General features: G+C 61.9%; 10 protein-coding genes. All 10 read right to left on the bottom strand.

Annotated elements, in window-relative coordinates; all coding sequences use genetic code 11:
- Positions 1–84: 84 nt before the first annotated feature.
- The 10 genes from K5K89_RS17225 to K5K89_RS17180 all read right to left on the bottom strand — a co-directional run bounded on the left by K5K89_RS17225 (position 85) and on the right by K5K89_RS17180 (position 11,222).
- Complete coding sequence (locus tag K5K89_RS17225) at positions 85–1,062, bottom strand: NAD(P)-dependent oxidoreductase (protein WP_222539883.1); 978 nt, start codon at positions 1,060–1,062, stop codon at positions 85–87.
- Complete coding sequence (locus K5K89_RS17220; protein WP_071490628.1) at positions 1,059–2,351, bottom strand: MFS transporter; 1,293 nt, start codon at positions 2,349–2,351, stop codon at positions 1,059–1,061. The genes K5K89_RS17225 and K5K89_RS17220 overlap by 4 nt, the downstream gene beginning before the upstream one ends.
- A 45-nt stretch (positions 2,352–2,396) precedes the next feature.
- Positions 2,397–3,338, bottom strand: coding sequence for a sugar kinase (locus tag K5K89_RS17215; RefSeq protein WP_071490627.1), 942 nt, complete (start codon positions 3,336–3,338; stop codon positions 2,397–2,399).
- The gene (locus tag K5K89_RS17210; protein ID WP_222539882.1) at positions 3,331–4,113 is read right to left on the bottom strand and encodes a sugar phosphate isomerase/epimerase family protein; all 783 of its coding nucleotides are present in this window, start codon (positions 4,111–4,113) and stop codon (positions 3,331–3,333) included. Before K5K89_RS17210 ends, K5K89_RS17215 begins: the two co-directional genes overlap by 8 nt.
- Positions 4,114–4,157: 44 nt before the next feature.
- The gene (locus K5K89_RS17205; protein WP_315901957.1) at positions 4,158–5,171 is read right to left on the bottom strand and encodes a LacI family DNA-binding transcriptional regulator; all 1,014 of its coding nucleotides are present in this window, start codon (positions 5,169–5,171) and stop codon (positions 4,158–4,160) included.
- A 108-nt stretch (positions 5,172–5,279) separates the two neighbouring features.
- A complete protein-coding gene (locus K5K89_RS17200) occupies positions 5,280–5,867 on the bottom strand; it encodes a LysE family translocator (protein WP_100490914.1) in 588 nt (195 codons plus the stop codon).
- Between the two features lie 54 nt (positions 5,868–5,921).
- Positions 5,922–6,761, bottom strand: coding sequence for an AraC family transcriptional regulator (locus tag K5K89_RS17195; RefSeq protein WP_222539880.1), 840 nt, complete (start codon positions 6,759–6,761; stop codon positions 5,922–5,924).
- Positions 6,762–6,834: 73 nt separating this feature from the next.
- Positions 6,835–7,476 (bottom strand): DUF1345 domain-containing protein, encoded by a 642-nt coding sequence (locus K5K89_RS17190; protein WP_078048145.1) that lies wholly within the window; start codon positions 7,474–7,476, stop codon positions 6,835–6,837.
- A 127-nt stretch (positions 7,477–7,603) separates the two neighbouring features.
- Positions 7,604–7,999, bottom strand: coding sequence for a hypothetical protein (locus K5K89_RS17185; RefSeq protein ID WP_222539879.1), 396 nt, complete (start codon positions 7,997–7,999; stop codon positions 7,604–7,606).
- Positions 8,000–8,129: 130 nt separating this feature from the next.
- Positions 8,130–11,222, bottom strand: coding sequence for an efflux RND transporter permease subunit (locus K5K89_RS17180; RefSeq protein ID WP_222539878.1), 3,093 nt, complete (start codon positions 11,220–11,222; stop codon positions 8,130–8,132).
- Positions 11,223–11,226: the final 4 nt, after the last annotated feature.

The following is an 11,226-nucleotide window of genomic DNA, read 5'->3' as shown; positions in this document are numbered from 1 at the left end:
GTGTGTCAGTCGACATATCTATAACTGATCCACCCAGATCGGGGTGTAGCCCCCTCCCACATTTGTTTTGGGGTGGGTCAGGAACTACTGTTTCCACGCTGCAGCATTCACCAGGTTTTTCGGCCTTTGGCCGGCCAGAGCCTGCAGCAGATTCTCCACCGCACACGTCGCCATCGCCTCCCGCGTCTCATGGGTCGCCGAGCCGATATGCGGCGTGGCCACCACATTGTTCAGGCGCAGCAACGGCGAGGCATGATCCAGCGGCTCCTTCTCGAACACATCCAGCCCCGCCGCCCTGATCGTGCGCTGTTGCAATGCCTCCACCAGCGCGGCCTCATCCACCACTTTGCCCCGCGAGATATTGATAAAGATCGTCTCCGGGCCCATCAACGCAAACTGTTCGGCGCCGATGAGTTTCTCGGTTTCGGCGGTCAGTGGCAGCGTCAGGCAGACAAAGTCGGCCTGTTGCAGCAACTCGTTCAAGCTGCGGTACTGGGCACCAAAGCGTTTTTCCACCAAAGGCTTGGGCGAATGGCTGTGGTAGATCACCGGCATGCCGAAACCAAAATGCCCGCGCTGGGCCAACGCTTCGCCGATGCGGCCCATGCCGATGATGCCGAGGGTCTTGCCATGCACGTCGCTGCCGAAATGCGCCGGGCCGATGTTTTTGCTCCACTGGCCGGCGCGCACCATGTCGGCCAGTTCGACCACACGGCGCGCGGTGGCCAGGATCAGCGCAAAACCCGTGTCGGCAGTGGTTTCGGTGAGCACATCCGGCGTATTGCTGAGTAGGATGCCGCGCTCGGTGAGGTAGTCGATATCATAGTTGTCGACGCCCACCGACACGCTCGCCACCGCCTCCAGTCGTGGCGCCAGGTCCAGCAGCCTGGCGTCCAGGCGCAGGCTTGCGCCCAACAGGCCGTGGGCGCCGGGCAGGGCGGCGCGCAACTTGGCCAGGCCGGTCTCGTCCAACGCTTCGATCAGCGTGACCTCGGCCTGTTCATGCAGGCGGGCCATCAACGGTGCCGAGAGTTTCTTGTACAACACGACAGACTTTTTCATGCGGTCTTTACCTTCAATTCCGGGTTGGGCGCCGGCGTACGGTCACTGGCGCCGGGCTTGAGAAAAATCGTCAGCACCACCGACAGCAGCAACGCACCGCTCATCAGCAGGTAAGAGGCGCCAGGCGAACCGGTGCTGCTATTGAGATAGCCCACCAGGTACGAGCCGCCGAATGAACCCAGGGCGCCCATGCTGTTGATCAGCGCCATGGCGCCCCCGGCGACGTTGGCCGGGAGAATTTCCGGGACGATGGCGAAAAACGGTCCGTACGGCGCATACATGCACGCGCCGGCAATGACCAGCAGGGTGTAGGACCACCAGAAGTGTTCGGCGCCGAGCACATAGGACGCGTAGAACGCGATGGAGGCGATCAACAACGGCGGCCATACGAAGCGCTTGCGTTTTTGCAGCTTGTCCGAGCCCCACGACACCACCAGCATGCCGATCACCGCCGCCAGGTAAGGCAGCGCCGACAGCCAGCCGGCTTCGACCATGTCCATCTGCAAGCCTTGCTTGAGAATCGACGGCAGCCACAGTACAAAGCCATACACGCCGATGCTCCAGCAAAAGAACTGCAGCGCCAGGATGATCACCTTGGGCGAGCGGAACGCTTCGGCATAGTTCTTCACCGCCTTGATCCCGACTTGCTCGGCGGCCAGCGCGGTTTCCAGGTCCTGTTTCTCGGCGTCGCTCAGCCACTTGGCATCCTTTGGACGCTCATCGGCCAGCTTCCACCAGATAAACGCCCACAGCACGGCTGGCAGGCCTTCGATGATAAACATCCAGCGCCAGCTGAAATGCTGCACCAGATAGCCCGACACCACGGACATCCACAGCATGGTCACCGGGTTGCCGAGGATCAGGAAGGTATTGGCGCGCGAGCGCTCGGCACGGGTGAACCAGTGGCACAGGTACACCAGCATCGCCGGCATCACGGCAGCTTCCACTACGCCGAGCATGAAGCGAATCACGATCAGCATGTAGGCGTTGGACACCACGCCGGTCAGGGTGGCGAGGCCGCCCCACAGGATCAGGCTGACGAAGATCAGCTTCTTGACACTGCGTTTCTGCGCGTAGATCGCTCCCGGCACCTGGAAGAAAAAGTAGCCAAGGAAAAACAGCGCGCCCAGCAACGACGACATGCCGGGGGTGATCATCAGGTCTTCGGCCATCCCGGAGGCGGCGGCGAAGCCATAGTTGGCGCGGTCCAGGTACGCCAGGCTGTAGGTGATAAAAACGATGGGCATGATGTACCACCAACGGCGGGTGGCGAGTTTCACGGTGTCCATGGGGTTGCTCCTGAGCTTGTTGTAGTTGTGGCAACAGGGAATGGGTCAGGCAACGGATCGAATCGGTAACTCTGAACGGGTGGGCAAGCCTTCCATATCGCCACGGCTTTGCACGGCGCGGCTGCCGATCCAGTTGCCGCGCTGCACCGCCTCGGGAAAGCTGAGGTTTTCCAGCAGGGCGCTGATCATGCCCACGGCAAAACCGTCGCCGGCGCCAACGGTGTCGACCACCTTGTCCACCCGCACGGCGGCGACGAAGCCCTGGTCCATCTGGGTGCGGTAATAGGCGCCGTCCGGGCCAAGCTTGATCGCCACGGCTTCGGCGCCCTGGTCGAGGTAGAACGCAGCGATATCGGCCGGGTCCTCGAAGCCGGTCAGCAGGCGACCTTCACCCAGGCCCGGCAGGACCCAATCGGCCAGGCCAGCGAGGGCGTTGATTTCGCGGATCATCGTCTGTTGGTTGGCCCACAACGATGGGCGCAGGTTGGGGTCGAACGACACGCTGCGCCCGGCCTTGCGCATCTGGGTCATCAGCTCGGCGGACAACTCGCGGGTGGCGGCGGACAACGCCGGCGGAATGCCGGTGGCATGCAGATGGCGGGCTTGCAGCAGGGCAGGGCTGATGGCAGCGACGGACAAGTGGCTGGCTGCCGAGCCTTTGCGGAAATACTCGACCTGAGGGTCATCACCCGTTTCTTCACGGGACTTGAGCTGAAAGCCGGTGGAGTGCAACGGGTCGACCGCCACATGCCGGCAGTCCAGGCCTTCTTTGCTCAGGGTGTCGACCACAAAGCGCCCGAGAGAATCATTGCCGACCCGGCTCAGCCAGGCCACGTTGAAGCCCAGGCGTGACAGGCCGATGGCGACGTTGCTGTCGGCCCCGGCAATGCGCTTGTGAAACTGCGCCACTTGCGCCAGGTCGCCGGTCTGTTCGGCGACGAACATCGCCATGGTTTCCCCAAACGACAGGATATCGATCTCAGACATGGGCACTCTCCACGCGCGGTTGGCCAAGGATGGCGAGGGCGGCAATGTGCCGGGTGGTGACCTCGACCAGGTCATCGCCTTGCAGCGGGAATTCCACCGCCCGGGTAATCCCTTGAGTCATATGCTTGAGCAGTTGTTCCCACAGATGCAGGTCGGTGGCGCCCGGCGGCACAGCGACCAGCTTGCCATCCGGGCGACGGGCCACGGCCTTGCAGTGCAGGTAATCCACATGCCGGCCCAGCAGGCGCGCGGCGGTGAGGGCGGATTGGTCCTGCCATTGCCAATTGCCGATGTCGAAGGTCATCTTCACCGGCAGGCCCAGGCGCTCCACTTCGCTGAAGAAACGTTGCATGGGCTCGATGCGACCGCCGTGCAGGGTCTGGTCGTTTTCCACCAGCAATGTCACCGGGTGGCGGTTGAGCAGAGCGTGCAGGCTGTCCAGGTCGTTGGTGTCGGTGAAATAGCCGAGGGAGACTTTCAGCCACTGCGCGCCGAAAGCCTGAGCGCGGTCCAAGGTCGCTGCCAGTGAGGCATTCGCTTGCGCGCGGCCGGCGACCCACAGTTCCAGGGGCGATGAGAACACCGATTCCAGGTCCTGATTCGCCGCGGCCTCGGCCAGTTCCTGGGGCTGTTCATGGGTTAAAAGCTCTTCGCGCCATTCGATGCGCTGGGCGCCGGCGGCGGCGAGAACCTCGACAAAACTCGACTGGCCTTGCTGGCGTACCAAGTCGGCGCCGTAGCTGGAAAGGCTGATGGAGACGGGGTATTTATGCATTGTTGTTTACCTCTGAAACCGGTTTCATTTTTGTTCAAAATTTTTTAGAGGGGCCGGGTCGAACCACGGACGATCAGCTCGGGCAGGAAATCCAGGGTACGTGTTGGCTCGGTATCGCCGCGCAGGCGCTTGAGCAGGCAATCGAATGCCGTTGCACCGATGGATGCGGTCGGTTGGGCGAGGGCGGTAATACCCGTGCCTACCAGCGGATACCAGTCCAGGTCATCCAGGGCGATCAGGCCGATGTCGTCGAACAGGTTGCAACCCAGGTTCTTCAGCGCACGGGTGCAGGCCAGCGCCGCCACGCCGTTGGCACAGAACAGTGCCTTGGGGCCAGGCTTGGCAAGAAAGGTGTGCAGGTGTTGTTGCAGTGTTTCATCCAACGCCAGCACAGCGCCGGTCAATGCCGGGCGGCTGGCGATTTCAGCCTTGAAACTGTCCAGGCGCTCCAGGCGCGAACTGGTGCCATCGGTGGCTTCACTGACCATCAGCACATCGCGGTAACCCTGTCGCTCCAGATGTTCTACAGCCATACGCACCGCCGCCGGGTTGTCCAGGCCGACCAGATCGCTGTGCAGCGGCTCGACCTTGCGGTCCACCAGCACCAGGGGCATTTCCCGTTGCAGTTCCAGCAATTGGTCCAAGTGATGGCCGAGGGTATTCACGATCAGCCCTTCGATGTTGTACGAACGCAACGCCGCCAGGTGCTGGCGCTCCTGTTCGTCATCGCGGTCGGTGTTGCACACCACCAGGCTGTAGCCGTGCTGGCGGCAGGCGGTCTCGGCGCCGTGCATCACGGCAATGGAATAGGGGTTGCGGATATCGGCTACCAGCATGCCGATCAGGCGCGTGCGCCCGCGCTTCAAACCACGGGCCATCTGGTTGGGGCGGTAGCCGAGTTCGTCGATGGCCTGTTCGATGCGCCGGGCGATGGCATCGGAGAGCAGGGCGCGGTCGTCGCCGATAAAGCGCGACACGCTGGCTTTGGACACGCCGGCGTGTTGGGCCACGTCGAGCATGGTCACGCGGCTGCGCTGGGCGGCGGAAAAAGTGTTCACGGTCATCGACCTTCTGTTTTTATTGGAATGACTGAAACCGGTTTCAGGAAACCATCAAATGAGGAAAGTCGTCAAGCTGTTGTCGGACAAAGTCGGATGGCCGGTGCGTCAAATCACCACACTCAGCCAAGTCGCCACCAGCAGCAACAGCGCCATGCCCCGGTTGAAACGTTGCATCGCCCTGGCCGAACGAAACAGCCGTGCCGACCCCACGCCCAGCAACGCCCAAGTGCCCAGGCACGGCAGCGATATCAGGAAAAATACTAGGGACAGGTACACCACTTGGCTCTGGCGCTCAGCACCGTTGTCAGCGAATACGCTGACCACCGCCAGGGCCATCATCCAGGTTTTCGGGTTGATCAACTGCAGGCTGGCGGCGCCGATCAGGCCAAGGGGCTTTTCGCTGGCTTGCACGTGGATGGCTTGGGCGGGCGCGCTGAAGATCTGCCAGGCCAGGTAACTCAACCAGGCGATGCCGATCCATTGCATGGCCATTTGCACCTTGGGCACATGCACCAACGACTGGCCAAACCCGCTGCCCACCACCAACACCAGGCCCGCAGCACCTGCGCAGGCACCCAGAATGATCGGCAAGGCCGCCTTGAAGCCATGACGTGCGCTGTTGCTCAGCACCAGGATGTTGGTGGGGCCGGGGGTGATCGACGCCACAAAGGCGAACAACATAAACGGCAACATGACGGCAGACTCCAATAAACCAATCGATGGAGTCGATCTTCACAAGCCCGCTTGCTACCTGTCTGGAAGATTTGAGCAGCGCTTGCGGTAGGCCGCAGGTGTGAGGCCGTAGGCGCGTACAAACCAACGCCCCAAGTGGCTCTGGTCGGCAAAGCCCAGGGCAATCGCGACGTCCGCCGGTTGTTCGCCCCTGGTCAGAAAATGACGGGCGCGGGCCAGACGCAGTTGCACCAGATAGGCGTGAGGGGGCAGGCCAAATGCGCTCTTGAACGCACGGGTCAGGCGGAAGCGGTCGACGCCGCAGGCCAGGGCCAGTTCGTCCATGCCCACATCCACGTGCAGATGAGCGTGCAGGTATTCCCGCGCCTTGTGCGCAACAAGTGGCAGTCGCGGGTCTTCGCGGTAGCGGGTGCGCCAGTAGAGTTGGCCGGTGAGGCGCTCCAACAGATGGTCCATGGCGCGCTGGCGCACGATGCGCAGTTCGCCGCCGTGCAGGGTCTGGAAAGCTTGAGTGGTGGCGATGGCCAGGCGCGGGTCGCTGGTCAAGGTATTGGCGAAACTCAGTTGGCTATCGAGTGGTGCCTCTTCAAACACCGCGCTCACCTCCCGCGCCAACCACTGTGGGTCGAGGTAGAGCATGTGGTAGGTAAAGCCGTCTGCGGTGGGTGCGTCGCCGTCATGAAGTTCGCCGGGCTCCACCAGAAACACCTGGCCGGGCACGCTGTTGTGGCGGGTACGGCGGCAGTTGAATTGCTGCACGCCTTGCTCGGTCACGCCGATCAGGTAGCTGTCGTGCCAATGCGGGTCGTACGCATGGCCTTCGAAATGCGCGCGCAGGGTCTCGATGCCGGTGTCGGCGTCCTGGGACAGGTCGATCCAATTGTGCGCGGCCATAAAACACCGAGGCGGAATAGGTGAGGTAATTAGCGCCCAGCTGGGCATAAGCGTCTAGAAGGTTTGTGCAGCCTCAACCGAATAAGCCAGCGGCGATATTGATCGAGAACCCCAGGATCGCCGTGTTGAACAGAAACCCGATCAATGATTGACCCAGCACTACCTTGCGCATGCCTCGGGTGGCAACCCCGACATCAGAGGTCTGCACCGCCACGCCGATGGTGAAGGAAAAGTACAGGAAGTCCCAATAGTTGGGGGTCTGCAAACCTTCGGCAAAGCGCAGCGCCGGCTCCTTGCCGTCCCAGGTGTAATAAAGGCGCGCGTAATGCACGCTGAAGATCACCCCGATCAGCAACCACGAACCGATCACTGTCAGCCCGGTGAAACCGTAGTGCAGCAGGCGTTCCGAGGTGGCCAGGTCTTTGCTGCCCACCAGTTCGAAGGTGATGGTTGCCAGGCTGGCGAGAGCGGCGATGCACACCGTGAACAGCACCAGCCCGGCATTTTCATCTTCGATTTCGGCGATGCGCTTCACATCCTCGGCCTTGGCCCGCCGGGTCAGCCATAGCATCAGTACCAGGTAGGTCCAGACCCCGGCATTCCAGCCGATGAGGATTTTGCTGACGACGGTGTCTGCCGGCGCCAGGATGCCCACGGCAATACCCAGCACGGCGGCGGCGGAGAGGCGAGGGTGGGTGCGGGCGAGGAACGGCATGGCGGCTCACAATGAAATGTCTCTGCGAGCACCATAGCGCATTCTTTAGTCCCTGACTGACTGCGTCGAACACTCCTTTTTGTCAGTTGCACGTCCTGGCCATCAAACATGGCGGTTACAGCCGTGCTTATTCAACGTAACGGATGGCGCCGTCCGTGAGTTTGACTGCGGGGTAGTGCGCGACAGGAACCAAGATGGCTTCAAACGTCGCATCAAGCATTTTATGTGTAGGGTCCCACACGAAGGTTATGCTTCCGCTACCGGCATGGCGGGTAGGATAGCCGTACCGTTCGTAGGTGAGCTGCGAAGGGTTGCCAGGACCAACCGGTATGGCTGTTCCACCATTCCCAGGGTTATTGACCGTGATGATGAATTCTCCGGCTGAGTTTCCAGTGCCCGGTGCCTCAATACGCAGCAATTGGCTCGTATGGATTACTGTTAAGTCTTCGCTGACAAAAAAACTGTTTCCAATGCCTACCGCCAGGTACCCGTTGGAAAGCAGTAAGCCTGAGTGTTCGCTCATGGGAAGCTTCTCTTTACTGATCGTTCGGATTGAACAAAGGCACACTAAAACGAAAAAGAACCCTGCGAAACTGTCAACATTGACAGTTTGTAAGGGCTCTTTTCAGTGGGCTTGCGTCGGTTGACGTCGATCAGTCGCGGCGCTTTTTAACCAACTTTATCACCACCACAAAAAACACCGGCACAAACACCACCGCCAGTGTCGCGGTGATCATCCCGCCGATCACGCCGGTACCAATCGCTTGCTGGCTGGCGGAACTGGCGCCGGTGGCAATCGCCAACGGCACCACGCCGAGGATGAACGCCAGCGAGGTCATGATGATCGGGCGCAAGCGCAAGCGCGCAGCCTTCAGGGTGGCGCTCATCAGGTCTTCACCCTGGTCGTAGAGGTCCTTGGCGAATTCGATGATCAGGATCGCGTTCTTCGCCGACAGGCCGATGATGGTGATCAGGCCGACCTTGAAGAACACATCGTTGGGCATGCCCCGCAAGGCCACGGCCAGTACCGCGCCCAGCACACCCAGCGGCACCACCAGCAGCACCGAGGTCGGGATCGACCAGCTTTCATACAGCGCCGCCAGGCACAGGAACACGATCAGCAACGACAAGCCCAACAGCAACGGCGCCTGGGAGCCGGACAAGCGCTCCTGCAACGACAACCCGGTCCATTCCTGGCCCAGGCCGGCGGGCAATTGGCTGACCAGGCGTTGGATCTCGTCCATGGCCTCACCGGTACTGTGCCCTGGAGCGGCTTCGCCGGAAATCGCGATGGCCGGGTAGCCGTTATAGCGGGTCAGCTGGGTCGGGCCCTGGGTCCATCTGGCTTCGACAAAGGCGGACAGGGGCACCATCTTGCCGGCGTTGTTGCGCACGTTGATCTTCATCAAGTCCGCCACCTGGCTGCGTTGGTCGCCTTCGGCCTGCACCACCACCCGCTGCATGCGGCCCTGGTTGGGGAAGTCGTTGATATAGGCCGAACCGATGGCCGAGGACAGCACGTTGCCGACGTCGGCAAACGACACGCCCAGGGCGTTGGCCTGCTTGCGGTCCACTTCCAGCTGCACTTGCGGTGCTTCGGCCAGGGCGCTTTCGCGCACGTTGGCCAGGATCGGGCTTTTCTCGGCGGCGGCCAGCAATTCAGTACGCGCCGCCATCAGTGCGGCATGGCCGACGCCACCCCGGTCTTGCAGGCGGAACTCGAAGCCGCTGGACGTGCCAAGGCCGTCCACTGGAGGCGGCAGGATGGCGTAGGCGACTGCATCTTTCAGTTCGCTGAAGGCCATGTTGGCGCGGTCGGCAATCGACGATGCGGAGTCATCGCTGCTGCGCTGCGACCAATCCTTGAGCGTGGTAAACGCCAGCGCTGCGTTCTGCCCCGAACCGGAGAAGCTGAAGCCCATGATCATGGTGGTATCACCCACCCCAGGCTCTTCGGCGTTGTGCGCTTCGATCTGCTCGGCCACCTGCACCGTGCGGTTCTTGCTCGCACCCGGCGGCAACTGGATATCGGTGATGGTGTAGCCCTGGTCTTCCACCGGCAAGAACGAGGAGGGCAGGCGGCTGAACATCCAGCCCAGGCCCACCAGCAACACCAGGTAGATCAGCAGGTAGCGGCCGCTGCGCTTGAGGGCATAGGCTACCCAGCCTTCATAGCGGTCGGTGAGGCTTTCAAAACGCTGGTTGAACCAGCCGAAGAAGCCGCCCTTGGCATGGTGCTCGCCCTTGGGGATCGGCTTGAGCAAGGTGGCGCACAGGGCCGGGGTCAAGGTCAGAGCGAGAAACGCCGAGAACAGGATCGAGGTGGCCATCGACAGCGAGAATTGCTGGTAGATCACCCCCACAGAGCCGGCCATGAACGCCATCGGCAGGAACACCGCCACCAGCACCAGGGTGATGCCGATGATGGCGCCGGTGATCTGGCCCATGGCCTTTTTCGTCGCTTCCTTGGGCGACAGGCCCTCGGTGGCCATGATCCGCTCGACGTTTTCCACCACCACAATCGCGTCGTCCACCAAGATGCCGATAGCCAGCACCATGCCGAACATGGTCAGCACGTTGATCGAAAAGCCCAGCAGCAACATGGTGGCAAAAGTGCCCATCAGCGCAATCGGCACCACCAGCGTCGGGATCAGCGTGTAGCGCACGTTCTGCAGGAACAGGAACATCACCGCGAACACCAGCGCCATTGCCTCAAGCAGGGTGTAGACCACCTTGGTGATCGAGACCTTGACGAAGGGCGAGGTGTCATACGGGATCTTGTACTCCACGTTGGCCGGGAAATAGCGCGACAGCTCGTCCATCTTGGCTCGCACCAGGGTGGCGGTGCTCAACGCGTTGGCGCCAGGCGACAACTGCACGCTGACGGCGGTGGACGGCTTGCCGTTCAGGCGCGTGGAGAACTGGTATTCCTGGCTGCCGACTTCCACCCGCGCCACATCGCCGATGCGCACGGTGGAACCGTCCGGGTTGGCCTTTAGCACGATGTCGGCGAACTCGGCCGGCGTCGACAACTGGCCCTTGACCAGGATCGCCGCGGTGATTTCCTGGGTATTGGTACCCGGCAAGTCACCGATGCTGCCCGCCGAGACCTGGGCGTTCTGCGCGCTGATCGCCGCGTTCACATCGGCCGGCGTGAGGTTGAAACCGATCAGCTTCTGCGGGTCGATCCAGATCCGCATGGCACGCTCGGCGCCGTACAGCTGGGCCTTGCCCACACCGTCCAGACGCTTGAGCTCGTTCATCACGTTACGCGCCAGGTAGTCGCTGAGCGCCACGTCATCGAGCTTGCCGTCGTTGGACGTGAGGGTCACCAGCAGCAGGAAGCCGGCAGAGACTTTCTCCACCTGCAAGCCTTGCTGGGTAACGGCTTGCGGCAGGCGCGGCTCGACCGCTTTGAGGCGGTTCTGCACATCGACCTGGGCCATTTCCGGGTTGGTGCCCGGTTGGAAGGTGGCGGTGATGGTGGCCGAACCCAGGCTGCTCTGGGATTCGAAATACAGCAGGTGATCGGCGCCGTTGAGCTCCTGCTCGATCAGGCTCACCACGCTTTCATCCAGGGTCTGCGCCGACGCACCGGGGTACACCGCGTAGATCTCTACTTTCGGCGGCGCGACGTTGGGGTACTGCGCCACCGGCAGTTGCGGGATCGCCAGCAGACCGGCCAGCAGGATAAACAGGGCGACCACCCAGGCGAAGATCGGGCGGTCAATAAAGAACTGCGGCATGGCG

Source organism: Pseudomonas sp. DR208, from assembly GCF_019823005.1.
Lineage (GTDB): Bacteria > Pseudomonadota > Gammaproteobacteria > Pseudomonadales > Pseudomonadaceae > Aquipseudomonas > Aquipseudomonas extremorientalis.
The sequence above is the reverse complement of the archived record's forward strand: the minus strand, read 5'-3'. Positions and strand labels throughout refer to the sequence as shown.

What these genes read in the sequence shown, in the direction of transcription:
- K5K89_RS17195 (WP_222539880.1), bottom strand. Translation starts at nt 6,761, where the DNA reads ATGGCCGCGCACAATTGGATCGACCTGTCCCAGGACGCCGACACCGGC.
- K5K89_RS17215 (WP_071490627.1), bottom strand. Translation starts at nt 3,338, where the DNA reads ATGTCTGAGATCGATATCCTGTCGTTTGGGGAAACCATGGCGATGTTC.
- K5K89_RS17220 (WP_071490628.1), bottom strand. Translation starts at nt 2,351, where the DNA reads ATGGACACCGTGAAACTCGCCACCCGCCGTTGGTGGTACATCATGCCC.
- K5K89_RS17185 (WP_222539879.1), bottom strand. Translation starts at nt 7,999, where the DNA reads ATGAGCGAACACTCAGGCTTACTGCTTTCCAACGGGTACCTGGCGGTA.
- K5K89_RS17200 (WP_100490914.1), bottom strand. Translation starts at nt 5,867, where the DNA reads ATGTTGCCGTTTATGTTGTTCGCCTTTGTGGCGTCGATCACCCCCGGC.
- K5K89_RS17190 (WP_078048145.1), bottom strand. Translation starts at nt 7,476, where the DNA reads ATGCCGTTCCTCGCCCGCACCCACCCTCGCCTCTCCGCCGCCGCCGTG.
- K5K89_RS17180 (WP_222539878.1), bottom strand. Translation starts at nt 11,222, where the DNA reads ATGCCGCAGTTCTTTATTGACCGCCCGATCTTCGCCTGGGTGGTCGCC.
- K5K89_RS17210 (WP_222539882.1), bottom strand. Translation starts at nt 4,113, where the DNA reads ATGCATAAATACCCCGTCTCCATCAGCCTTTCCAGCTACGGCGCCGAC.
- K5K89_RS17225 (WP_222539883.1), bottom strand. Translation starts at nt 1,062, where the DNA reads ATGAAAAAGTCTGTCGTGTTGTACAAGAAACTCTCGGCACCGTTGATG.